The organism is Mycobacterium sp. (genome assembly GCF_965230835.1).
Lineage (GTDB): Bacteria > Actinomycetota > Actinomycetes > Mycobacteriales > Mycobacteriaceae > Mycobacterium.
In genome coordinates, this window is the sequence record NZ_CBDDLW010000002.1 from 4,542,349 (window position 1) to 4,567,097 (window position 24,749).

The following is a 24,749-nucleotide window of genomic DNA, read 5'->3' on the forward strand; positions in this document are numbered from 1 at the left end:
CTGCGTAGATTTTTTCTGTCCGGGTGAAGTCGTGGATATTTTCTCTACACTTGCGTGTTGTTCGGGGCAGTCACACTGGTGTGTTGTTCGGGGCAGGCCCCTATCAAGTCTGTATCTCATTCTCACGCGCTGGGGGCACTTGCTGCTTGACTCATGCGATATTGGAGGTGAGCTGAGGTTGCGACTGGCGTCAGAGTTCGATGGTCGCAACGACCTAATCACCGCACTCGCCGATGTCTTGCCACCGGCAGGTCCAGGCGACCAACCAGGTTTCCTGAACCATGTTGCTGGCGAGCTTCTGCGCGCCTACGAGCAGAGTTGCTCTGACGCGGCCCAAAAGGTTGGCACATTGGTTGCGACGCACACTGCTGGCCGACCGGACGAGGCGAAAGTCTTGCACGACCTGGTCGTCGCTATTGAGCGACATTTCCGAGGCGACGGGTCATCACCGCGGTTAGCAGCACTGTTTGGGAACTTATGCGCCAGCTTCTTGACCGCTCTACAAGGCCGATACGCCTTTCGACAATGCACGACGTGCAACGATGTCAGCGGCCAGCTGGCGCGTGAGCTCGGCGCACACGAGACGCGTCTTCTTCCCGCAGTATTCGCACAAGCTGGCGTCGGCGTCGGTATTGCTTCCATTAGCGGCAGGATCGTCGCGGTCAACGCCGCATTCGTTGCGATGTTCGGATACCGCAGCGTCGAGGAATTCGTCGCCAACTTCAATATCACTGATCTCACTCACCCTGACGACCCACCGGAGACGTGGGATCTATACGCGAAGATGATGCGCGGCGAACTCGACCGTGTCCGCGTGGAGAAGCCGCACCTGCACCGCGATGGGCATACCGTGTGGAACAGCGTCAACGTCTCCCTGATACGCGATGCCGACGGCGCGCCCGCCTTCACACTCGCTCTGTTGGAAGATGTGACCGATCGGCACCAGCTCCAAGAAAAGCTACGGCACCAAGCGACGCACGACCCGCTGACAGGGTTGCCGAACCGATCTCAGTTCTTTGACCGTCTCACCGAATTGTTCCGGGATCCGTATCGCCGCATCGGTATCTGCTACGTCGACTTGGACTGGTTCAAGACCGTCAACGACACACTTGGCCACGACGTTGGGGACAAGCTCCTCGTCGAGGTGGCTAAGCGGCTTCAGTCGTGTGTGCACTCCCCCGAACAGCTGGTCGCCCGTTTGGGCGGCGACGAATTCATCTTTCTCATGCCTTGTCCGAACGGATCTGGCGAAGTCACCGGAATGGCTGACGCAGTCTTGCGCGCCCTGGAGTCCCCGATCGATATCAACGGCATCCCCCTGACTGTGTCCGCCAGTGTGGGCATCGTGGAGGAACTTACCGCCAACACCTGTGCGGGCGAGCTGATGAAAGGCGCGGACGCATCACTTGCCCGAGCCAAAGAGGCCGGCCGCAACCAGCGGGCAATCTATGACCCAGATCTGCTCAGCAGGATGAGTTCACCGGCCAAGCTGCCGGCCATCAACTCTGGGCCACGACGCCGTCCGATGGTGGCGCTTCGCAAAAGCAGTCCGGCCCGAACAGATCCGCGTAGCGCTACGCCAACGCTGACCAGCGGCGAATAACCGACGGCGGTGTGTTCCAACAGAACAACCACGTCTTGTAGATGCAGTCACGATAAGGGGGGCTATCCGCCAACGATGCTCGGTAATCAGGGTTCTCCAAAACAATTGTCGGCAAACATTACTCGGCCGGCGCGGCCACTCAAGGTACTTGTAGTGGGCGCCGGCGTCAGCGGCATTTCGGTTGCTCGAGGATTGCTGCGCGACGGACATGACGTCACCTTGTTCGACCAACGCTCAAATGTGCAGGCCGGCGGCGGCGCTGTGACGATCTGGCCGAATGGGGAGATTGTTCTCCGACAACTAGGTGTCGACATGAGCAATGCCGGTCAGCTGCTGGCCGATCTGCAGATACTGACCCCGAAGGGCCAGGTGCTGGTCAACCTAGACATGGCCTCGATAACCAAACGGCTCGACGCGCCCGTCCGAATGGTCGCACGTCGGGTCCTTCTTGAGCGGCTAATGGAACACTTTCCGATCGATCGCATCCACTGCGACCGCCGCGCCGTAGGGGTCGTCCGCAAGCCGCATGGAATCCAGGTGGCATTCGAAGACGGCACCTTAGCTGAAGCCGATCTCGTGATCGGCGCCGATGGCCTGCATTCAACGGTTCGAAGTATCGTCGGCACGCAAAACGCGAAGCCCACCGGCTGGTGCAGCTGGCAAGGACTGGTAACACTTCCTGAGGCCGTCAGCGAGAATCACGTCGGGAAGCTCATCGTCGGGCAACACGGAAACCTTGGCCTATGGCCAGCCGGTGGCCGCGATCTGCAGTGGTCTTTTGATCTGCCATGGTCTTACGACTTCGCCAGACCGCAAAACCCGATCGAACTCATTCGCTCCCACTTCACCGGCTGGTCCGATTCGGTCGATCGAGTACTCGATACATTGACCGACGATGATTTGGCTTCGTCGCCTTTCCCGCATTTCCGGCATCCGATTCCCCGCCCAGGTGACGGAGCCCTGACCTTGCTTGGTGATGCCGCCCATACAATGCCACCCACCTTTGCGCAAGGGACCAATCAGGCGCTGCTCGATACCATGGTCCTTTGTAAAGCACTTTCAAAACTGCGCAAAGAGCCCAACGCCCACAATAGCGATCTGTGCAAGGCGCTTCGCTGGTACGAAAAGATCAGACGGCGACCTCTCATCGCTGTCTCACGGCTGACATCATTACAACTTTCTCAGCGCGAGGCTGTGCTGCAGCCGGCAGCGCTTATCCCAGACCGGTTACACACGTGGTCCCTGGCGATGTTCCTGCACTGGACAAGCCACCGCCGGATAGCTGCGACAATTGACCGCGACCTGGCTGCCGCGGCACCTATCTAGTCTTAGCAATTCCAAGCGAGAAGATACGCAGCCCAAAGGGTTCCGCGCGAATCCCCGCTTGCCACCGGCTAAGACAACCGCTTCGCCAAGACCATCACCCACTGTTCGGAGGCGTTGATCCAACTGCACGTGGGCAACTTGGGCCGGCTGCGTGACGTGCTAAAGGCGACTGGCCGCAAAAGCTGCGGACTGGCCGACCATGCCATTAACGGGATACAGGACGTGGGCGACGTTGGGGCCCCCGTCTGGTGCGCCCGAGCAGATGGTGTCGCCGGGAGCGCACAGCTCTATGGTCTTGGGCGAATATAGCGGGCCGATCGCGATGGCCGGCGCGCCGTAATGGCGCATGAACTCATCCGATGGTTTTCCCAGCAAGACGACCGCGGCAATGTGGTCAGCCACCTTCGGCGACATCGGCTCGGGGACCGACGCCGCGGGTACACCCGCCGGTACGGCGTCTGAGGTGACAAATCCGGTTACAACTGCCCCTTGGGAGTATCCACCAAGAACTCCCTTGGTGTTCGGACAATTCGCCGCCATGGACTCGACATGGGCTACCTCGTCACGAATTCCGTCAACGACGGTCTTGGCGAAGTCAACGCCTGCCTCGAAGTCGCCACTGGCCGGGTAGTTGACCCCATACACCCCAACTGATCTGCCGCCGACTTGCGAACGCAGTGAATCAACGAAGGCCTGCCCAACTCCCCCCACACCAGGCGACTCGCCAGTGCCCCGGGCGAATATCACCTCCACGTCAGGGCACGGCTGGGCCGACGCCGACGGCGCAGGTGCACCCAGCAGCATCATCCAGGCCGCCGCTATAGCGACACCTAGCAATACAACAACCTGGCGTGCTCTCACGTTGACCGCAAGAGGGCCAGCTGGCCGGGATTGAGAGATGTTGACTGCGTTCATTTTCTGCTTCTCGCATTCGGTTTCACGCCGCATGTTGATCGGCTATGTGACGAGCTGCTGACCCTGCGCCGGCGCCATCCGGCGCCCCCTTCCCTACCGCTGGCCTCAGTCCGCGCCATCACCAAGGGCGAACGCGAGCGCGTAGACCACCAGCCGGGAGAGCTCATCCTGAGGTGCGAACGGTCGACCCGGCAATGCGGTGCCATCGAATGACGGCGCCGCGAACCCATCAGGGAGCGGGCCGACAGACGAATACTCATGGCGAAGCCCATAGGCTTTGTCATGTATTGGTGACGTAGATTCGGCCATCCTGGTTCAATGTCGCTACTTCGACCGCCGAAATTCCGCGCATCACCGCACGGCGCGGGCCGCGTTGCGGCGCCGGGGCCTGTGAAGACCAGCCGGCCTCTCTACCTCGGAGTACGCGCCGATCGAATACACGGCACTACGAGGAGACCGTTACTTTCACCGGGTGAATCGACTCCTCGTCTATCGATATCCGCACTGCGGCCGACGATCTACGGGTGGGTGGCGTCTTAGGACTGGTGTAAAAACGCTGGGCGCATGTTCCTGGTGGTCATGTTACGCGGCGGTGGTGTCGGTCGTGGTTGTTGTGGTGGGGGGATGCAGTGGGCGGGGTGGCTCGAGCAGTTGGTGGCGTAGTTCTTGGAGGTGGCGGCTGGTCGCTGATGTTTGGGTGACTCCGCGCCAGCCGCGGCTGGCGCGGTCGAGGACGGCCCATACCAGCGACAGACAGCTGGTTTCGCCGGGTAGGCGGCCGATGACCTTGACCCGGCGACGGGATTCTCCGAAGGTGCGTTCGATGAGGTTGGAATGGCGGATGCGTGTCCAGTGTTGGCGGGGGAAGCGCAAATGCACGCTCAGCGAGGCGAAGTCGTTGGCCAGGCAAGCGACCGCGGCTGGGTAGAGCCCGCGGTATGTGGTGGTGAACTCCTCGGCGCGGCGGGTGGCTTCATCCACGGCCTGCTGGCCGGGTGGCTGGTCAATGTCATCGAAGATCGACCAGAACGCGGCTTTGATCTCGTCCTGGACCGCGACAGGTGTCTTGGCGATGACGTTACGGCAGCGATGGATCAGACACCGCTGACGCAGGCTTGCCGGAAACGTGGTCTCCCATGCGGCGATCAGGCCCGGCGCCCCGTCGGAGATGCCCAGTAGCGGCGGGCGTAGTCCCCGGTTCCTCAGGTCAGCCAAGAAGTCGGCCCACGCATCAGCCGACTCCGCTGCGGCTGGGGCCAGCCCAATAAACAGGGGCTTGCCGTCGGTGCAGATGCCCCAGGCGGCCAGCACCGGCTCGGCCGGGGCGTTGGGATGCATCCGAAAGTTCGAGGCATCCAAGAACAGGTAGTCCAACACCAGCTCATCAAGGCGTCGAGACGACCACGCAGCGAACTCGTCTTTGATGGCCGCACAAATCCGGCTCACCGTCGAGCGCGACAACGCCGCCTGCGAGCCCAGCACCTCGGCCAACGCGGCCTCGATGTCGCGATCCGACAAACCGCGCACCCATCCCGAAATCACCAACGCCTCCAGAGCGTGGGTGCGCGTCACCCCGGCACCGAATAGCCGCGAACAGAACCGCTCGTCGGTGTCGCGTAGTTTCGGGCGGCATAATTCGACCGAGCCCATCGTGGTCTTCACCGTCGCCGGCGGTTGATACCCATTGCGGTACCCGCCCGGGCCGTCCTGAACCCGACGCTGGTGACGGGCTCGGCCCAACACTGCTTCTACCTCGGCCTCCACGGCGACCTGAAACACCAGACGCACCGATAACCGCCCGACCTCCTCCAAAATCTCGGTCAACGGCCGCTCGGTCGCGGCGAACAACTGATCCATCTCAACACGCACACGCTCAATCGGCGATACTCGCTTGGTCACGGGCGTAGCCCCTCCTTCATAGCTTTCGTCGGTTGCGACGGAACCTACGCCCGTGACCATTTACACCAGCGATGAGACGCGACCTACGGGTGCACACTTATAGCATGCGAGTTCCTCATGTCACCGCGGCTACGCTGAGCCCAGCTCCCCTGCCCACGCCGCGGTTCTCACGGCAAGTTCCGCCGAAGACATCACCGCGGTTAGCGTGACCGTGCACGCCGGCGGTCCTGGGCCCGCGCTAAGCCGACCGCTGAAGAGCCTCTCGGACATACGCGCGTTTTTTCACACCAACACACTGCCCTTGTACTTCATTTCACCGACCCCGTTCAATCTGCTCGGTATCGACCGCTGGGTACGAAATTTCTTCTACCTGAACTATTTCGACTCATTCGAGGGCGCGCACCCGCGTGTGTTCGTACCCCGCCGGCGCGACCGCAGGGATTTCGGCTCCATGGGGGATGTATGTAAACACCTGTTGGGCGATCCCGAGACACTCGAGTTCATCGCGCGCCGAGGCCCCGATGGTAAGGCCTGCTTTGTGATGCTTGACGAGGACACTCAGACGCTCGCGCACCAGGCGGGTCTTGAGGTTATGCATCCCCCGGCGGTGTTGCGCCATCGTTTGGATTCCAAGATCGTCATGACCCGCCTAGCCGACGAGGCGGGGGTAAGAAGCGTGCCAAATGTCATCGGTCGAGCCGGCTCCTATGACGAGCTGCTAACGCTCGCGCACGGCGCCGGGCTCGGAGATGACCTCGTCATCTCAGCCGCCTATGGAGACGCCGGCAATGCGACGTTCTTCGTGCGAGGCCAGCGCGACTGGGATCAATGCGCCGCTGAACTGGTGGGGCTACCGGAATTCAAAGTCATGAAACGCATCCGCAACGTCGAGGTGTACAAGTTCAGCATTGTTATTGACGATTTCTAATTTTTGATTGTTTTGATGGTGTTGTGGGGTGGGTTTTTATGGCTCTACGCAACCAACCTGGGTTGGCGGGTTCTGATCGGTGTTGGTTGTTGATTGTGGTGGATGCGGCCGTGGTTGAGAAGTAGGCGGAGCCGGTAGTTGCTGAAGTTGCGGAATCCGCGTGCGGTGCGTTTGGTGTTTTTGATCTTGAGGTTCAGCGCTTCGGTGGGTCCGTTGGTGATGGCGGGGTTGGTGAAGGCGGCTAAGAACTCTGCTCGCCAGGTGTGCAGGGTGCGGCCGAGTTTGGCCACCTCGCTAACCGGACAGTTGCGGGCTTCCTCAATAAGTTCGGCGGCGGCTTCGGCGTTGTTGCTGTGGTAGCACCACATCAGGCGTTGAGCGATGATCCAGGCCACCGTGACCGCCCAGTCTGGGTCCCCCGCCTCCAAACCGCAGTCCAAACGCTTTCTGGCGTGGTCAGGCAACCGGTCGACGCGTGTACGCAGGGTGCGCCGAATCCGGTAGAGCGGGTCGCCGCGTCGTCCACGATGGCCCAACACCTGGTTTTGCACGCGTCGTCGAACCTCATCGAGTGCTGCCAGTGCGAGTTTGACGACGTGAAACGGGTCCAACACGCGTACCGCATCGGGCAGATGAGCAGCCAACGCAGTCGCGTAGCCGCGAAACGCATCCAGTGCCGCATGGGTGATGTGCTGTTTCCAGTTCTGGTCAGCGTTGGCTAGCCACGCCCCCAGGACCGCACCTGATCGCCCTAGCGTCACATCGAGTAGCCGTGCTGGCTGGCCAGCGGTGATATCGGCGATGCCGGTGGCATAGATCGTTGGATGCGTCGCGGTCGCACGCAGAAACGAGGTCTCATCAACCCCAACTGTGCTCACAACATCTACCCGTTGCGGGTCATCGACAAGACGCCGACCTGTGACAACAACGATATTGTTGATCGTGGCCCAGCTGACACCGAGGTCGGTGGCCACAGCAGACACCGCGCGATCATGTGTACCGACCTGCTTGAACGCCCACATACGGGCACGTTCGGTCAGACACACCCGCGCCGGGATCGCCGTGTGCTGCTCAGTCCAGGTGTTTTGCCCACACCGCCGATACGGGCAACACCAGATGCGTTTGTGCCAGCACAACACCACCGGGCGTCCAGCGATCGGCAAGTCACGCACCCAGACTGGGCGGCGATCCTTGGCCCGGGCCACCACACCGCACTGCGGACACGCAACGACTGTGGCCGTCGTCTGGACCATCAGCTCCAACTCACCATCAACCTCGACGGCCCCGATCAGCTCAAACCCGTCCAGCCCGAACAACACACCAACAACCGAACTACTAGCATCGACAACCAACCTGGGACTCCTGTCTGATCAGTGAGTAATTTGCTGAAACACACCGATCATTGAAGTCCCAGGCCCACAACCAACCCGACACAAGGCCCCAGTCCCACCACCCGCACCCAGCTTCGTCACGAAGAGCCGTTTTTATTACCTTAAACGCAAAACAGAGGCTGGGTTGACGTAGAAGCGTAGAAGCTTTTCAGGATAGGTGTTCGAATTGTTGGGCGATCTGGTTTTGGACGGTTGTTTGTTCGTCGGTTGCCCGACGGAGTAGCCGGGACATGTGCTGTGCGGTCTGCTGGACACGCAGCCCGCGTGTTATCGCTGGGGTGGCTGTCTGCTCGAACGCTGTGCTGGTTGCCCCGGAACTGGTTTGCCTGTTCTGAGCGACGATTGACTGCATCTGCTGGCTGATTTCCTGCTGTCGAGCGGCAATGGTGTCGACGCGATCAGCGAATGCATGAACCTGGTTCGGGTCATTGACCAGCATCGACCCAGATGTGCCGCCGCCAAGACCTCCAGAGGCACCTGAATTGCCCGAACCGCCGCCAGGCCCCTGGCTCCTCGACGCTGGTTGACGAAGAAGACCGCGTTTCGTTAACACGCTGCGGGCTTGGCTTGCGGGGATCTTTAACTCTTTCCCGATTCTCTTCTCGTTCCAGCCGTGTTGGGTGCGCATGTCCACAATCTTTTGTTCGGTCTCAGCCGATATCCCAGAACGAACAAGACCGCGTTTCGCTAACACGCTGCGGGCTTGGCTTGCGGGGATCTTTAACTCTTTCCCGATTCTCTTCTCGTTCCAGCCGTGTTGGGTGCGCATGTCCACAATCTTTTGTTCGGTCTCAGCCGATATCCCAGAACGAAGAAGACCGCGTTTCGCTAACACGGTCTGGGCTTGGCTTTCGGGGATCTTTAACTCTTTCCCGATTCTCTTCTCGTTCCAGCCGTGTTGGGTGCGCATGTCCACAATCTTTTGTTCGGTCTCAGCCGATATCCCAGAACGAAGAAGACCGCGTTTGTGTAACACGCTGCGGGCTTGGCTTGCGGGGATCTTTAACTCTTTCCCGATTCTCTCCTGGCCCCAGCCGTGTTGGGTGCGCATGTCCACAATCTTTTGTTCGGTCTCAGCCGATATCCCAGAACGAACAAGACCGCGTTTCGCTAACACGGTCTGGGCTTGGCTTTCGGGGATCTTTAACTCTTTCCCGATCCTCTCCTTGCCCCAGCCGTGTTGGGTGCGCATGTCCACAATCTTTTGTTCGGTATCCGCCGATATCCGCCCCCGGGGCCGGGCTGTCGGGATGACAAACCCCTCAGCGTCACGAGACACACCACCGGGTGCCGACCCACCACGACCACCGCTGACCCCAGACAACAACCCCGATGCGGAACCCGAACCCGACGATAAAACACCAAAACCACTACCGTGCGAGCCGGACTGTTGATCACCAAGACCAGCGAAAAACGAGCGAGGGCCACCCACGCTGGCGCTGTGGCTGACCACAGAACCCCCATCAGGCACACCCTGACCCAGACCGCTCAAACCTGCAGGGCCGCTGCTACTACCTACCCCTGTAGGCGACACACCAGCAGGTGTCGACCCACCAAAAGGCCTGGAGTATGGATCAAACCGCACACCGTCGCCAGCCACCGAGGATCGCATCGGCCCAAACCCCGACCCCTGACCCCCACCCTCAGCCCACAACACCGGACCCGGACTAGGCGCCACGCTCGGACCCGGTGTAGCCGGGTCAAAGTCGTAATCATCGACCCCCAAACCAGAAACAGTGTGTGACACCGGCCCCGGTGTCGGCGGAGGCCCCGGGGTGGGCGGCATTGATTCTGATGGTGTCGGCGATGGCGGCCGAGGCGCCCCCGGATTCCAATACGGGTCGTCGACATCATCCCAGGGCGTATCCGGGCGTGACACCGGCCCCGGTGTCGGCGGAGGCCCCGGGGTGGGCGGCATTGATTCTGATGGTGTCGGCGATGGCGGCCGAGGCGCCCCCGGATTCCAATACGGGTCGTCGAGATCATCCCAGGGCGTATCCGGGCGCTGGGGTTGGTTCGGGGTGGGCGGCATTGATTCTGATGGTGTCGGCGATGGCGGCCGAGGAGCCCCCGGATTCCAATACGGGTCGTCGAGATCATCCCAGGGCGTATCCGGGCGCTGGGGTTGGTTCGGGGTGTTTGGTGTGGTCATCGGGGATCAATGAGCCTTCCAGGCAGGCGTGTGCGCCGCCAGGATCGGTTCACGCTGGCACCCACCGAGCCATAGCCGGCACGCAAAGGATTGCCCTTGAGGCCATGGTGTGGGTGGGTGTGTACCCGGGGCGGGGGTGTGTTGACCGCCACCGTGTGGCCCAGGTGGCAGTCGGTGGGGGCACTGCTGGTTGCGGTGATCATATGGGGGCGGGGCTCGGTGGCATCCACGGCCGACCGGCGATCACCTGGCGCAGGGCGGCGAAGGTGGTGATGCCGTGTTTGGCCGCTGTTGATGTGTAGCCCTTGATGACGTAGCGGTTTGTGGTGTGGCCCAGGCTGGTGTGGCGTCCCGATATTTTTTGGGCAAGTTTGGCTGGGCGCAGATCACGTTCAGCCTGATTCGACGTCGCCGGAACCCGAAGATCATGGGCGAAAACCAGCACATCAGACTCGCGATCACGCAACACTTCAAGCAGTAGCCGGGTACTACGCTGCCCCGGCCCTAAAACATCACCACGACCACCACCGCTGCTGCTGGCGTGTTGGGTGTGGGCCAACCCGATCTGCACCCCAGAACGCAGAAAACGGACCCACCGGTCCCGACACACCGGATCGATCCCATCGCCACCACGGTCTCGGGCAGTGTTAGCAGCATGGATCAACCCCCGTAACGACCACAAGATTTGTTGCGCCCAGCCCTGTCCGGGATAGGCCTGGTCGGCCGCGGCGAGGTTACGCAGCAGATGGGCGACACACAACTGGTGGGTATGGGCACCCAAAACCGGCGAGTCATAGGCGCTGTAACGGTCATGAACCAACACCACCGATTCGGGAAGGGCCGGGATCACGGTGTCGGTGATGGTGTCTAGGCCCCGCTCTCCCACCAGATAGTCGGTGAACCTGTCAGTGCACGCCACATGAAGGTACTTTTTGGATGCCAGGCCACCGGGTTGCCGTTGGGCCGGACCGACCCGGATCGGAGTCTCATCCACACACACCGCCGGGGCCACACCCAGCGCGCCGCGGATACGAGCCGGAATACCTGCCTGGTGGATGCGGGTAGCGACCCGGCCGATCAACCCGTGGATAAACCCCGTACTCGGGGACCTCCCCGCCAGAGCATGTATCACATCGGCGACCCGGCGCACCGGAAGATGATGCTCGGACAACAAAAACACGCACACCGCCTGGGTATTAGGCCCCCACGACACCGTGTTGTTGCAGACACCATCTGGTGTGCCTTCTGCTGGTTGGGCGGTGTGGATGTGCCCGCATCCACACCGCACCCGATGCAGGTCATACTGGGTGACCGTGACCTCGACCGGCGCAATATCGTGTTGCTGATGCGACGCCACAATCCCCTCATCGACAGCGGCGCCCAGATCACGCCCACACCACCGGCACACCCCCTGGGGGAACCGGTCAACCCGGCGTGTCGGATGATCCGTCCAACCCAACGTGGCCCCCGCAGCCCCAGGCTGCTTACCGCGTCGACGCCTGGAGCCACCCCGCCTGGGCGCAACAGGCGGCGGGTGCGGTGGTGTGTAGCCGGGGGCATCATCAGCCGAGGGCGGCATCGACGAATTCGCGCTATTACGCGACAACACATGCTCACAACGCGCCAACCGCGCCCCCAGGTCTGCGTTCTCGGCGGCAAGTGCGGCGTTGTCGGCCAGCACCTCGACACAACGCTCGGCCAGTACGGTGTTGCGTGCGATCAAATCGGTGTTCTCAGTGGTCAGTACGGTGATGCGCTCAATGAGCTGGATGCACAAACCCAGCATTAGGGGCCACACGAGGCGTTCGGGCGCACCGCTATCAGCACCAGGACCATACAGGCCCCCGGCCACATCAACCTGCCCGCCAGTCACGTCTTCTAGAATAAATGCAAAAACACCGGCAGCGCTGAACACAGTCGGCCAGCGGGGCTGAACACGGTCGTCACGAAACCCCGGTGAACACCACCCAAGGTTGCAGCAGACCGACGTCAGGCAACCAGGGCTCCGGCGTTGTTGATTTACAGCTTTCTGACCTGCGGTAACGGACCCGTTCACAGGCCAACAAGTCTCGAATCTCGCCGGTCCCGACCACCGAGTGGCCGACCCAACGAATCTTGACCTGGAAGTTTCGTTCTGCACAGCTTCGCGCGTGGCCGAAGGCCGGCGGCACCGGAAGTGAAAACTACTGATCACAGCCCTGCTAGTCAACAACGCCGTCGCCCTGATCAGGCAACAGCAACGATCATTCAATCATTCTCCACTCGCATAAACCCGTAAACAATAAAAAAGAACAGGTCTAACCCGCAGCTCTAAAAAATCAAAAGGGCTGAACTTTTACGTCGAGGTGTGTGTCGAAGCCAACGTGACTCGGCACGGCACAGTAATCGGCCCCGCGATGACGAGTCTTGTCGGGTATCCGGAGCTGACTCCCAACAAGGGCGGCTGGTGCGGCAATGACATCTGGCGCGAGGTGCTGCCGCCCGAACAGACCCGCGCCGCGCGGCAAATGGTGCGGAAATTGGGCAACGCTCTGAGTCGCGAGGGGTACCGCGGCGGCTACTTCGAGGTAGACCTGTTGCACGACCTGGACTCCGACGAGCTTTACCTCGGCGAGGTCAACCCGCGACTCAGTGGCGCCAGCCCAATGACGAACTTGACCACCGAAGCCTACGCCGACATACCGTTGTTCCTTTTCCATCTACTCGAGTACATGGACTTGGAGTACGAGCTGGACATCGAGGAGATCAATTCACGCTGGCAGCGGGGGTATGGCGAGGACGAGGTTTGGGGCCAAGTGGTCATAGCCGAGACCTCGACGGATATCGAGCTGTTCACCGCGACACCGCGCACCGGTGTATGGCGCCTCGACGACGACGGGCATGTCTCTTTTGCACGCTTCGCGAACGGCTGGGATTCGCTGATGGACGAGTCTGAGGCCTTCTATATGCGTGTCGCCGCGCCCGGCGACTTGCGCTGCGAGGGCGCGCAACTCGGCGTCCTCATCACCCGCGGGCATCTACAGACCGACGACTATCAGCTCACCGAGCGCTGCCGGCGATGGGTCAAGGGCATCAAGGCGAAGTTCGCCTCAACTCCCCTGGCGCCGGCGGCGCCGATCGTCTCGCGGCTCGTTGCACGGGCGTGAGCGGCGGCGAATCTGGTCGCGTCCCGCCTGGGATTTCGCTGGACAACTGGTTGTCGGCGCCGTATGCGCGGTGGTCATTCCAACACGTCGAAGACATGGTGCCGACCGCCGTCATCTCGCGCGGTGCCGGACCAACCGCGGCTGTTCCCCCAGCCAGAGCCCCGGTGGCTGACATCGCGGTGACCATCACCCACGGGATCGCCGCCACTGTGGGCTCGGTGATGGCCGAAACCGCTACCGCTGGGTGGGCCGTCGCCTACCGCGGGTCGATGGTTGCCGAGAAGTACCTGGGGAACCTGGGTTCCCACACCCGGCACTTGTTGTTCTCGGTGAGCAAGTCACTGGTGGCAGCCGTCGTTGGCGTGCTGCACGGGGCCGGCGCCATCGAGCTTGACACGCCGGTCACCCAATTTGTTCCCCGCCTGGCCAACTGCGGTTACGCCGGTGCGACCGTGCGCCACCTGCTGGATATGAGATCGGGTGTCGCTTTCTCAGATGACTACGGCGACCCTGATGCGGAGATACACATCCTCGACCAGGCGATGGGGTGGGCGCCCAGGAGCAGTCCAGACGTCCCTGCCACCCTGTATGACTTCCTGCTGACCCTGCGGCAGAAATCGGCTCACGGCGGCCCGTTTGAATACCGCTCGTGTGATACCGACGTACTCGGCTGGATCTGCGAGGTCGCCGGCGGCCGGCGGATGCCTGAACTGATGTCGGAGCTGCTGTGGAGCCGCATCGGCGCCCAATGTGACGCAACCATCGGGGTAGACGCCGTCGGTACCGGAATGTTCAATGGCGGCATCAGCGGCTGCCTTACCGACATGATCCGGTTCGGGTCGCTGTTTTTGCGCGACGGCGTCTCGTTGACCGGACAGCAAGTAGTACCGGCGGCGTGGATCGCCGATACTCTCGAAGGCGGGCCTGACACACGTCAGGCGTTCGCCGCCGGCTCCGGTACCACCGGGATGCCTGGTGGAATGTACCGAAATCAAGTGTGGCTCCCCTACTCAGGCAGCAACGTCGTTTTGTGCATGGGCATGTGTGGTCAGATGATCTACGTCAACCGCGCCGCCGAAGTGGTCGCCGTCAAGTTGTCGGCCCTGCCGCACTCCGAGGACCCGCACATGTTGTCGGATACGCTAAGCGCATTCGATGCAGCGGCACGCGAACTATCTGGATCTGGCGGTTAGCTGCTCGCCCCAGCTATACCGCTATGGTCACCGGCGAGGAGGCTGGCCTCACCCACCGGCATCGCGTCAGCTGGCGGCTCATCATCGGCGGCACCGGGGCAGGGTGGAATTGATGGAAGCGTTCTGCGGGTGTGGGTTAGGGCAACGCGTTGGCGACGTGGTGTTCGACGGCGGCCAGGCCGTCGGTGAACACGCCGAGATCACGCAGTGTTGCTGTGATGGCGACAATGAGGCGCCGATTCGTTTGCTCTATCTCCAGCAGCCTGGTTTGGGCGGCGTCGGCTGACGATCCAGCCCCATTGTTGTGCAGTCGCAACCGGTGCTGCCGGGCGGCGTCGCAGTTGGCCTGGGCGCGGGTGGCCAGTTGTTGCATCTCACCCACGGCAAGGTCAACGGCGTCATAATCGCAGACCATCCAACGCCCAACACCACCGCCACTGCCCACCGCCGGTGGCGGCGGGACCGCGAAATGATTATCGAGAAGCGCCCACGCGTGCGCGCGGCGCTGCTCATCATCGAGGTCTCGTTGAGCCCGGCGTGCCTGGGCCCACAGACCACGCGGTGCCGCGGTCGCGTCTCATCGCTGGTGTAAATGGTCACGGGCGTAGGTTCCGTCGCAACCGACGAAAGCTATGAAGGAGGGGCTACGCCCGTGACCAAGCGAGTATCGCCGATTGAGCGTGTGCGTGTTGAGATGGATCAGTTGTTCGCCGCGACCGAGCGGCCGTTGACCGAGATTTTGGAGGAGGTCGGGCGGTTATCGGTGCGTCTGGTGTTTCAGGTCGCCGTGGAGGCCGAGGTAGAAGCAGTGTTGGGCCGAGCCCGTCACCAGCGTCGGGTTCAGGACGGCCCGGGCGGGTACCGCAATGGGTATCAACCGCCGGCGACGGTGAAGACCACGATGGGCTCGGTCGAATTATGCCGCCCGAAACTACGCGACACCGACGAGCGGTTCTGTTCGCGGCTATTCGGTGCCGGGGTGACGCGCACCCACGCTCTGGAGGCGTTGGTGATTTCGGGATGGGTGCGCGGTTTGTCGGATCGCGACATCGAGGCCGCGTTGGCCGAGGTGCTGGGCTCGCAGGCGGCGTTGTCGCGCTCGACGGTGAGCCGGATTTGTGCGGCCATCAAAGACGAGTTCGCTGCGTGGTCGTCTCGACGCCTTGATGAGCTGGTGTTGGACTACCTGTTCTTGGATGCCTCGAACTTTCGGATGCATCCCAACGCCCCGGCCGAGCCGGTGCTGGCCGCCTGGGGCATCTGCACCGACGGCAAGCCCCTGTTTATTGGGCTGGCCCCAGCCGCAGCGGAGTCGGCTGATGCGTGGGCCGACTTCTTGGCTGACCTGAGGAACCGGGGACTACGCCCGCCGCTACTGGGCATCTCCGACGGGGCGCCGGGCCTGATCGCCGCATGGGAGACCACGTTTCCGGCAAGCCTGCGTCAGCGGTGTCTGATCCATCGCTGCCGTAACGTCATCGCCAAGACACCTGTCGCGGTCCAGGACGAGATCAAAGCCGCGTTCTGGTCGATCTTCGATGACATTGACCAGCCACCCGGCCAGCAGGCCGTGGATGAAGCCACCCGCCGCGCCGAGGAGTTCACCACCACATACCGCGGGCTCTACCCAGCCGCGGTCGCTTGCCTGGCCAACGACTTCGCCTCGCTGAGCGTGCATTTGCGCTTCCCCCGCCAACACTGGACACGCATCCGCCATTCCAACCTCATCGAACGCACCTTCGGAGAATCCCGTCGCCGGGTCAAGGTCATCGGCCGCCTACCCGGCGAAACCAGCTGTCTGTCGCTGGTATGGGCCGTCCTCGACCGCGCCAGCCGCGGCTGGCGCGGAGTCACCCAAACATCAGCGACCAGCCGCCACCTCCAAGAACTACGCCACCAACTGCTCGAGCCACCCCGCCCACTGCATCCCCCCACCACAACAACCACGACCGACACCACCGCCGCGTAACATGACCACCAGGAACATGCGCCCAGCGTTTTTACACCAGTCCTAAGACGCCACCCTTTGGCCCGCTCTGCTGCCGAAGCACCGCAACGTCATCGCGTAGCTGCCCAAGGAAGTAGGCACGCCGCTACGATACCGTCCACCATCGGTTCTAAGGCCCGTCGACGACCTGGTGCACCATCAAGTCGAGCCACGTCAACCAGGTCACCTAGGTGCGTCACTTCCTCTGGCGGGTAGGCGAATTGACCATCGCGGTGCCGTCTATCAACTGGTGGCTGTTTTGGTGGTGGGGTTAGCTGTACCCGGCGGCGTTCTGCTGCTCGATTCGGGCCATGTCGTGATTGGCTACACCGAGTTCGGCCAACGCGCTTCGAGCCGCGTCGATAACTTGTTGGTTGATCTCTTCGAGCCGTAAGAGCCTGTCGCGAGAAGCCGCCGCCGAGGCACCCGTCGCAGCGTGTTGTAGCCACAACCTCACCTGGCGACAACCATCAAGATTGGCCTGCGCGCGATCGAGAACCCGCTGCAAATCAACGATCGCCGCCTCGATACCAGCGTGGTCATAGACCACCTGGCCAGCACCGCGCCCCTGATAGTCCTGCGCCCGCTGCTGCGACTGGCCACGTTGATCAACAGCGCGGGCTTGCTGGTGAAGCAATGCACGCGCCTGAGAGCGGGCCTGTTTAGCCTGCTCAGCCAACTGCCGCGAGCGCACATCAAGCTCGTCGGCCTGCGCGGTGAACCTTTCTGCCTCGGCAAGGGCAGCCGGGGCTTGACCCCTTGGGTTGGACACGGGATTTGTGGTTAGGCGGCTTGGGGCAGCGTAGCGGATAGGTGGGTCCTCTCGTAGGTGGCGGGGCTGAGCTGGTTGCAGTAGGAGTGGCGTCGTGTGGTGTTGTAGCGGGCCAGCCAGCGAAAGACCTCGCGTCGGCAGGTGGGGGCGTCGTCCCAGCTGTGTCGGTCTTGGAGGACCTCGCGTTTGAGGGCGGCGTTGACCGATTCAGCCAGGGCGTTGTCGGCGCTCGATCCGATAGCGCCCATGGACTGGGTGACCCCCAACCGGGTACACAGTTTCGCGAAATCCTGTGACGTGTACTGGCGTCCGTGGTCACTGTGGAATACCGCACCACCCAGACTGCCCCGTAGCGCCTCGGCGGCCTTGAGGGCATCTTCGACCAGTTCGGTGCGCATATGCTCTGCGATCGCCCACCCAGTGATCCGCCGAGACCAGCAGTCGATGACGGTGGCCAGATACAGGTTAGCGCCGCTAGCCAGCGGCAAGTACGTGATGTCCCCAACGTATCTCTTGTTGGATTCAGAAGCGGTGAAATCTCGTTTAAGCAGGTCAGGATATTTCTGTGTGGTTTTATCTGGTCTGGTTGTGCGGACACGGCGGCGGCACCGATACCCAGCGATCCCCGCTACGCGCATGACTCGGGCTACTCGCTTGTGGTTGACCCGCTCAGTATCAGCAACACCGTCGTTGAGTTCAGCGGTGATCCGCGGGCACCCATAGGTGTTGTCCTGATCATGTATTGCGCGAATACGCTCGGCCAACACCGCATCAGCAGCGGTTTGAGCTGCCCGCGTGGCTGCTGCCTGACACCAGGTGTAAAACGATGATCGAGCGATCTCGACGACCTGGCATAGCCGCTTCACCTCGAAGGCGTGTCGGTGATCGGCAACGAACTGAAAGCGACTCACCAGTTCGTCTCCCCAGCGAAATACTTGGCCGCCGACCGCAAAATGTCCCGCTCGGTGGCCAGCCGGGTCTTCTCGGCACGCAACGCCTGGTTCTCAGCATGGAGCCGTGCCACCGCTTGTTCGGGGGTCTCGCCACCCGGGGCCCCTACGGCAACCGAACCGGGTTTACGGTGCCGAATCGGCACACCGTGGGCCTTGCACCACGCCGATAACGTTGGGTCGCTCAAGCCAAGCTCAGCAGCGATCATGCTGATCGTCGCACCAGCGGTATCCCGATACAACGCAACCGCATCCCGCTTGAACTCATCAGGGTAACTTTTCCTTGCCATAGGGGTGGATCATCTCGCTTCCCCCAGGAACATCCTGGGATTCAGCGTGTCCAACCCAAGGGGTCAAGCCCCGCCGGTACATCGGCTTTCGCTTTTTCCGCATTTTCCCGTTCTTGGCGCGCAAGGGCTCGATGTTCTTCCGCTTGCCTTCTCATACTCGCCGCTGCTCGTTGGTCCCGCTGTGCGTTTGCATGCAGATTCGGTGAAACCAGTGCAAGACTTTTCGACCGTGCCGCTTCAGCGTCGAGCAGCCGTGCCCCGTCTTCCCGCAGCTGCGCTTCTTGCAGGTGCTTCCTGGCATTCGCCTTGTGGCGCTGCACGGCCTGAGCGCGCTCAGCGGCATCTTGGGCTTTCTGGCGGGCTTGGGCGGCATCCGCGGCGGCTTCAGCTGCCGCCCGAGAATAGGACAAGGACTGATAACCGAACTCATTGATCTGCTGGCCGGCTATGCCAACTTGAGCCTGGCTGTGTTCAGCAAAATCGGCGTGAAAGCGGGCCATCGTGTCACGAAACGCAGCATTGTCGGCGCCCAAGCCCGCAAAAAACGCCTGCCCACCCTGGCCAGGAGCAAGATCATCACGACCACCACCCGGCGGCTTCCGACCAGGCAGAAACCCCATACGCAGCCCTCAGCAATCTCGACAATGCAACCCAAACATCTGCTGTTACAGCTAAACCCAACCAGAGCCGTTGTCAACAAAAAAGCACCTGAGGTATCAAACGACAACTTCTCCGACCACCACCGCTAGCGGGCTTCCCCAGATCACGCCCGCCGACCGGTGTAGCCGACACCAGGTCAACTGAACGGGTGCGCGAGCAGGAGTTCACAGTTGCGGTCCCTGGGCACTCCGAGAAACTCTGGATTGCGATAAATGTCATTGTAGGAGAGTTCGCGGTAGAGGCTGGCCAAACCTACGGCAGTGAGATCGGACGGGTCAGCTGCGACCGGGCTCTCCGCTTCAATAAGAGGTGTGAATATACTTAGCGTGCCATCGCGATTGTCAGCAACTTCAATGATCCTTGCCAGCTGCGGATAATCGATGTGACTGGCGGTGTTGATTTCCCAGAAACTGTGTTTAGGCGTTTCACCCGGATGGGCAAACATGGTGTTTTGATGGGTATGGCCGTTAACCCAAGCAATCACGTTTGTATATGTGTTGAGCACGGAAACTACTGCCGTACCATCGAATTGCTTGTCGCCAAGATCCTCCGTGTTAGGCAATTTCGCGGTCATCGTCTTCGACGTATGATGACTGAAGACGATGATGAGTTGGTCTGGTCTTGACGCGATTTGTTTGGTCATCCAATCGAGTTGGCGCTGGCCAATAGATCCGCTTGAAAACCCAAGGTTATTGGTTGTATCGAGGGAGATTCCGGTAAGTCCGGGCGCAATTTGAAAGACATACCAAGTAGGCCCATCGGGGCTGGTGAAACCGTGCCCCGACGGTCCCGGACCTAAGATTGCCGAATCGAAGTGCTTGCTGACAAATTTCTGTTTAGAAAAAGGCGCGCGTCGCGGATCTGGCGTGGCTGGAATGATCGGACCGGAGACACGCAGGCGGGAGAGGATGGGCGCTAACGACTCCGGCTCTTTGGTCAACGCATGAAAAATTGCTAATGCAGCTGGGTCGGTGTGCGGCAAATCAAGTTTGAACGGGGCCAGGTAAAGCCAATCCACAATGTTGGGCACCGTACCTAGCATATTATCGTCATGATTGCCCAGAACGCTGTACCAAGGAACTTGTAGACCAGGACTGACGTGTTCTTTCATCGCCGCGTCAAGAAAACCGGGAATTTGCACAAATCCAGAACGTTTATAGCGGTCAAAGAAGGGCGACTCCGGTTGCCAGTATTCATAACTTCCGTGCGCTTGCAGGCCCTCGAATCCATATCGAGCAGGAGCCCCGGTGTTGGCTGTGATGCTCCCACCAGATAACGCCGTCAAAAACCAGTCAAGCTCTACCGTCTCACGGTTATCCGTGTTGTCACCAGTACAAATCACACAATCAAAAGGGCGCCCGGTAAACGGCCCGCTGCGCAATGAGTTTATCCGACGAACTAGTGATACCAGGCCTTGCGTTGTCAAAGTCTCGTGCGGCCTAAAAGCTCCGTGTGTTTGGGACGGCAAAAGGGGGTGGATGTACTCAAATCTAGCGGGGCATTGAGCATCAACAATATGCGTGTCCGTCATTTGAACAAAATCAGCTATCGGAGTGCGCAGATTTTCCCGGGCAGCACCAGCGGTCGCTAATTCTTGCCGCACATACAAAGGCCATGGGGCGCCAACCACCAATGGCCGGTAGCCGCCCTCGCGTGGAGGCCCCGGCGTGCTAACCGATTCGAGAGTCGTACCTTTGCCTATCAGCGCGATTTGCTGGCCGGCCGGCGCAGCCTCCGCGGACCATGGCGTACACGTCGCGGCTGCCGCTGTGGCTGCGGCCGCTAAGAGGAATCTCCGGCGACTTAAGGGCAGCATGCGCATAAACTAGCCAAAGCCACGGCGAAAGACGGAAAAGATTTGCAGACCATTTGGTAACACTATGGTCATGCGAAGTCGCAGCGGCATAGTTCCACTTCACAGTGGACCTATTGGTTCCCCCGCGCCGCCACGGTCTCGACACTGAGGCGACCGTCATTCTATGTCGACAGATGGACGTTGAGGCGCGCCGCGACGTTGCGGTGCCGGAGCTGCGCCTGAAAGCCTGCAGCGGGAGCAGCCGCTAGGGGGCCTCGTCAAATGACGTGTTGGACCAACGAAACCACGCCTCACTGCCGTCAATGTGAAGCAAAAACTCGGCGGCAGGCACGCCCCCGCTGTCCACCAATGTGAGTGCGCTTCTGATCAGGTCATACGTCTCTCGGTAGGAGGTCGCGGCATCGTCGGCGTCCGGGCCCGGACCGTCGCACAAGCGCTCCCAGAGTTCGAGTTCGCGGTCAAAAAGTGGCTTGAAATCGGCAAATCCCGGCAACGGGACGAAGGTGCCCGACAGCCCGGGAAAATCTCCGTCGGTGATGTGAATCTCCCCGATCACCGCATCAGCGTGTTTGAGCTTCCAGATTTGTTCTGGCACCGTGCCTCCGAAACAAGAATGCATCAACCGGCATGTTCGTGGCGGCTCGGCCGCCCGTTCCTCAGAGGCCTTCGCTGCGCGGAGTTGTGCACTCACGCCGGCCAAATCGGCGACAAACACTGCCACTGACACCGCGAACAAAGTTCGTCCAATAATCACCGTCCCACGCCGAGGTGGCGTCTTAGGACTGGTGTAAAAACGCTGGGCGCATGTTCCTGGTGGTCATGTTACGCGGCGGTGGTGTCGGTCGTGGTTGTTGTGGTGGGGGGATGCAGTGGGCGGGGTGGCTCGAGCAGTTGGTGGCGTAGTTCTTGGAGGTGGCGGCTGGTCGCTGATGTTTGGGTGACTCCGCGCCAGCCGCGGCTGGCGCGGTCGAGGACGGCCCATACCAGCGACAGACAGCTGGTTTCGCCGGGTAGGCGGCCGATGACCTTGACCCGGCGACGGGATTCTCCGAAGGTGCGTTCGATGAGGTTGGAATGGCGGATGCGTGTCCAGTGTTGGCGGGGGAAGCGCAAATGCACGCTCAGCGAGGCGAAGTCGTTGGCCAGGCAAGCGACCGCGGCTGGGTAGAGCCCGCGGTATGTGGTGGTGAACTCCTCGGCGCGGCGGGTGGCTTCATCCACGGCCTGCTGGCCGGGTGGCTGGTCAATGTCATCGAAGATCGACCAGAACGCGGCTTTGATCTCGTCCTGGACCGCGACAGGTGTCTTGGCGATGACGTTACGGCAGCGATGGATCAGACACCGCTGACGCAGGCTTGCCGGAAACGTGGTCTCCCATGCGGCGATCAGGCCCGGCGCCCCGTCGGAGATGCCCAGTAGCGGCGGGCGTAGTCCCCGGTTCCTCAGGTCAGCCAAGAAGTCGGCCCACGCATCAGCCGACTCCGCTGCGGCTGGGGCCAGCCCAATAAACAGGGGCTTGCCGTCGGTGCAGATGCCCCAGGCGGCCAGCACCGGCTCGGCCGGGGCGTTGGGATGCATCCGAAAGTTCGAGGCATCCAAGAACAGGTAGTCCAACACCAGCTCATCAAGGCGTCGAGACGACCACGCAGCGAACTCGTCTTTGATGGCCGCACAAATCCGGCTCACCGTCGAGCGCGACAACGCCGCCTGCGAGCCCAGCACCTCGGCCAACGCGGCCTCGATGTCGCGATCCGACAAACCGCGCACCCATCCCGAAATCACCAACGCCTCCAGAGCGTGGGTGCGCGTCACCCCGGCACCGAATAGCCGCGAACAGAACCGCTCGTCGGTGTCGCGTAGTTTCGGGCGGCATAATTCGACCGAGCCCATCGTGGTCTTCACCGTCGCCGGCGGTTGATACCCATTGCGGTACCCGCCCGGGCCGTCCTGAACCCGACGCTGGTGACGGGCTCGGCCCAACACTGCTTCTACCTCGGCCTCCACGGCGACCTGAAACACCAGACGCACCGATAACCGCCCGACCTCCTCCAAAATCTCGGTCAACGGCCGCTCGGTCGCGGCGAACAACTGATCCATCTCAACACGCACACGCTCAATCGGCGATACTCGCTTGGTCACGGGCGTAGCCCCTCCTTCATAGCTTTCGTCGGTTGCGACGGAACCTACGCCCGTGACCATTTACACCAGCGATGAGACGCGACCGTTTCCATCAGCTTCAGGCGACACCGCCACAGTCGTCAACACGGCCGAGGGGGCCGAGGGCTATGTGTGCGCACGCGCGATCACATCGCGCTCCAACGTTGTGATTGATGTTTATGTCTGCGGCATAGGAATCACCGCCACTCAACCTGCGGCGGTGGTGAGTGCAATAGCAAACAAGATGCCGCACTGAAAATTTGTGCTCGTTAGCTGTGGAGGTTGATGTGACTGATGGGTCGCGGTTCGGGGGCCCGAACCCGGTGGGTGGCTCTGATCCGGCAGCGGATCGCTGGCAATCTTCGGGATCTGCTCAAGGCCGGTGGGGGCCGCCGCAGCAACCACCACCTGCCGCGGGCGCCTGGCAACCGCAAGGGCACAACGCACCTCAGCCATCGGTGCCTACCGCCGGGGTCGGGTGGCACTCGGGGCCGGCAGCGCCTGCACCGTCGGGCCAGCCAGCCTATGGGTACCCGCCGGAGGGGCCACCGCCGGGGTTGGCCAAGAGCCGCAAACCGTTGTGGGTCACTTTGGCGGCCGGCGGCGCAGTGCTCGTGGTCGTAGCCATCGTTTTAGTGATCACATTGACTGGTCGGGGTGGCTCCGGCGGTGGCGGTTCGGCCGGCGATGCGGTCAAAGGCTACCTGCAGGCGCTGGCTCGCGGTAACGCCGAGGCGGCGCTCAGCTACGGCGCCGATCAGCCCGCGAGCAAAGAGTTTCTTTCCGACGCGATCTTGAAAAAGCAGACCACGCAGTGGCCGATCAGCAACGTTAGAGTCCTCAGCGACGACTCGGCGGGTGCAGCCGCGGCGGTGGGTTTTGCTCAGGTGCATGTGGTCGCCAACTTCGGCGAAAAAGTTTCTGACACCACCCTGTCAGTAAAAAAGGACCACGGGCGCTGGAAACTGGCCTCGGCAGCGATCAAGATCGCGCCCAGCGCGATCGTTGGTGGCGATGCGGCCGGGAAGACAGTCACGTTCTTCGGCAAGCCAACCGGCGACTCCACGGTGTACGTCTTTCCCGGTTGGATCGACATCGGCAGCACCAACCCATACATGACGGTGGCAGCTAAACCCCTTTTGCTCGACCAGATTTCATTGGCGAGCGCAACATGGGTACAACCGAAATTCACGCTGTCCGATAAGGGGCGCGACGCAGCACGAGACCAGCTGAAAGCCGCAATGTCCGATTGCCAAAAGTCGAACCTGCTGGCGCCGCCCGGCTGCCCGCTACACCTGGATTCCTACGGGCTTGTCGAAGCGACGGCCACGTGGGGACCAGCCAATATCAGCGGAGTCAATTTCGACAGCTTTGACCCCTACCGACTCGTGTTGAACTTTGCGGGGGAGATCACCGTACCGATCACCGTCGAGACCACCCGCGGCACAACCAAGCAGGGCGACGCTACAAAGTTCGTTTCGGGAACAGCTGACATGGCGAAAAGTCCGCCAGAACTGAAATTCCGATGAACCTTATCCGATTCGTTTGTTGGTGAGAGGCCACG

The 24,749-nt window shown here is 61.5% G+C and carries 20 protein-coding genes and 2 pseudogenes; 10 read left to right on the plus strand and 12 right to left on the minus strand.

All coding sequences use genetic code 11. The annotated features are described in order from the left end of the window. Positions 1-178: 178 nt before the first annotated feature. Together ACO07W_RS20780 and ACO07W_RS20785 are read left to right on the plus strand one after the other, a co-directional pair. On the plus strand, positions 179-1,603 hold the full coding sequence (locus ACO07W_RS20780; RefSeq protein ID WP_421845483.1) for a diguanylate cyclase domain-containing protein: 1,425 nt from the start codon (positions 179-181) through the stop codon (positions 1,601-1,603). A 117-nt stretch (positions 1,604-1,720) separates the two neighbouring features. Beyond that, on the plus strand, positions 1,721-2,929 hold the full coding sequence (locus ACO07W_RS20785) for an FAD-dependent oxidoreductase (protein WP_421846147.1): 1,209 nt from the start codon (positions 1,721-1,723) through the stop codon (positions 2,927-2,929). 159 nt (positions 2,930-3,088) lie between these two features. Here the strand turns inward: ACO07W_RS20785 and ACO07W_RS20790 are convergent, their stop codons facing one another. The 3 genes from ACO07W_RS20790 to ACO07W_RS20800 form a co-directional block, all read right to left on the minus strand. Continuing rightward, the gene (locus tag ACO07W_RS20790) at positions 3,089-3,844 is read right to left on the minus strand and encodes a cutinase family protein (protein ID WP_421845484.1); all 756 of its coding nucleotides are present in this window, start codon (positions 3,842-3,844) and stop codon (positions 3,089-3,091) included. A gap of 105 nt (positions 3,845-3,949) precedes the next feature. After that, positions 3,950-4,153 (minus strand): hypothetical protein, encoded by a 204-nt coding sequence (locus ACO07W_RS20795; RefSeq protein ID WP_421845485.1) that lies wholly within the window; start codon positions 4,151-4,153, stop codon positions 3,950-3,952. Positions 4,154-4,426: 273 nt separating this feature from the next. Beyond that, positions 4,427-5,701: an IS256 family transposase gene (locus ACO07W_RS20800; protein ID WP_421840071.1), complete on the minus strand. Its 1,275-nt coding sequence runs from the start codon at positions 5,699-5,701 to the stop codon at positions 4,427-4,429. Between the two features lie 253 nt (positions 5,702-5,954). On the opposite strand from ACO07W_RS20800, the pseudogene ACO07W_RS20805 reads away from it, so the two are divergent. Beyond that, positions 5,955-6,638, plus strand: a pseudogene (locus ACO07W_RS20805) (hypothetical protein); the annotation flags it as partial. 77 nt (positions 6,639-6,715) lie between these two features. Here ACO07W_RS20805 and ACO07W_RS20810 read toward each other — a convergent pair. Beyond that, positions 6,716-8,023, minus strand: coding sequence for an ISL3 family transposase (locus tag ACO07W_RS20810; RefSeq protein WP_421843061.1), 1,308 nt, complete (start codon positions 8,021-8,023; stop codon positions 6,716-6,718). 187 nt (positions 8,024-8,210) lie between these two features. Further along, positions 8,211-9,515, minus strand: a complete 1,305-nt coding sequence (locus ACO07W_RS20815) for a WXG100 family type VII secretion target (RefSeq protein WP_421845486.1) — start codon at positions 9,513-9,515, stop codon at positions 8,211-8,213. 287 nt (positions 9,516-9,802) lie between these two features. Here ACO07W_RS20815 and ACO07W_RS20820 point away from each other — a divergent pair, with 287 nt between their 5' ends. Next, on the plus strand, positions 9,803-10,516 hold the full coding sequence (locus ACO07W_RS20820) for a hypothetical protein (protein WP_421845487.1): 714 nt from the start codon (positions 9,803-9,805) through the stop codon (positions 10,514-10,516). Here the strand turns inward: ACO07W_RS20820 and tnpC are convergent. Then, positions 10,414-12,087, minus strand: a complete 1,674-nt coding sequence (gene tnpC, locus ACO07W_RS20825; protein WP_421845488.1) for an IS66 family transposase — start codon at positions 12,085-12,087, stop codon at positions 10,414-10,416. The genes ACO07W_RS20820 and tnpC overlap by 103 nt on opposite strands. A 466-nt stretch (positions 12,088-12,553) precedes the next feature. Between tnpC and ACO07W_RS20830 the strand changes: the two are divergent. Both ACO07W_RS20830 and ACO07W_RS20835 read left to right on the plus strand, forming a co-directional pair. Further along, a pseudogene (locus ACO07W_RS20830) lies at positions 12,554-13,360 on the plus strand (hypothetical protein); the annotation flags it as partial. 38 nt (positions 13,361-13,398) lie between these two features. Then, positions 13,399-14,553, plus strand: a complete 1,155-nt coding sequence (locus tag ACO07W_RS20835; RefSeq protein WP_421846148.1) for a serine hydrolase domain-containing protein — start codon at positions 13,399-13,401, stop codon at positions 14,551-14,553. A gap of 136 nt (positions 14,554-14,689) precedes the next feature. On the opposite strand, the gene ACO07W_RS20840 is transcribed toward ACO07W_RS20835, so the two are convergent. After that, positions 14,690-14,968, minus strand: a complete 279-nt coding sequence (locus ACO07W_RS20840; protein ID WP_421845489.1) for a hypothetical protein — start codon at positions 14,966-14,968, stop codon at positions 14,690-14,692. 279 nt (positions 14,969-15,247) lie between these two features. Between ACO07W_RS20840 and ACO07W_RS20845 the strand changes: the two genes are divergently transcribed. Next, entirely contained in the window at positions 15,248-16,522 is a 1,275-nt protein-coding gene (locus ACO07W_RS20845) for an IS256 family transposase (protein ID WP_421840071.1), read from the plus strand. Between the two features lie 289 nt (positions 16,523-16,811). Here the strand turns inward: ACO07W_RS20845 and ACO07W_RS20850 are convergent, their stop codons facing one another. Together ACO07W_RS20850 and ACO07W_RS20855 are read right to left on the minus strand one after the other, a co-directional pair. Continuing rightward, a complete protein-coding gene (locus ACO07W_RS20850; RefSeq protein ID WP_421845490.1) occupies positions 16,812-17,312 on the minus strand; it encodes a hypothetical protein in 501 nt (166 codons plus the stop codon). A gap of 11 nt (positions 17,313-17,323) precedes the next feature. Then, positions 17,324-18,552 (minus strand): IS3 family transposase gene (locus ACO07W_RS20855; protein ID WP_421840068.1). Its coding sequence is split into 2 segments (ribosomal slippage): positions 17,324-18,237 and positions 18,237-18,552, totalling 1,230 coding nucleotides; the frame shifts between segments, so codons are not numbered across the junction. A 308-nt stretch (positions 18,553-18,860) separates the two neighbouring features. Here ACO07W_RS20855 and ACO07W_RS20860 point away from each other — a divergent pair. After that, positions 18,861-19,301, plus strand: a complete 441-nt coding sequence (locus ACO07W_RS20860; protein WP_421845491.1) for a hypothetical protein — start codon at positions 18,861-18,863, stop codon at positions 19,299-19,301. A gap of 47 nt (positions 19,302-19,348) precedes the next feature. Here the strand turns inward: ACO07W_RS20860 and ACO07W_RS20865 are convergent, their stop codons facing one another. From ACO07W_RS20865 to ACO07W_RS20875, 3 genes are all read right to left on the minus strand, one after another. Then, positions 19,349-21,034 (minus strand): TIGR03767 family metallophosphoesterase, encoded by a 1,686-nt coding sequence (locus tag ACO07W_RS20865; RefSeq protein ID WP_421845492.1) that lies wholly within the window; start codon positions 21,032-21,034, stop codon positions 19,349-19,351. 238 nt (positions 21,035-21,272) lie between these two features. Then, complete coding sequence (locus ACO07W_RS20870) at positions 21,273-21,623, minus strand: hypothetical protein (RefSeq protein ID WP_421845493.1); 351 nt, start codon at positions 21,621-21,623, stop codon at positions 21,273-21,275. A gap of 227 nt (positions 21,624-21,850) precedes the next feature. Continuing rightward, positions 21,851-23,125: an IS256 family transposase gene (locus ACO07W_RS20875; protein WP_421840071.1), complete on the minus strand. Its 1,275-nt coding sequence runs from the start codon at positions 23,123-23,125 to the stop codon at positions 21,851-21,853. 94 nt (positions 23,126-23,219) lie between these two features. Between ACO07W_RS20875 and ACO07W_RS20880 the strand changes: the two genes are divergently transcribed. Beyond that, positions 23,220-23,441 (plus strand): sensor domain-containing protein, encoded by a 222-nt coding sequence (locus ACO07W_RS20880; protein ID WP_421843945.1) that lies wholly within the window; start codon positions 23,220-23,222, stop codon positions 23,439-23,441. A 31-nt stretch (positions 23,442-23,472) separates the two neighbouring features. Then, entirely contained in the window at positions 23,473-24,714 is a 1,242-nt protein-coding gene (locus ACO07W_RS20885) for a hypothetical protein (protein ID WP_421843943.1), read from the plus strand. The last annotated feature ends 35 nt before the right edge of the window (positions 24,715-24,749 follow it).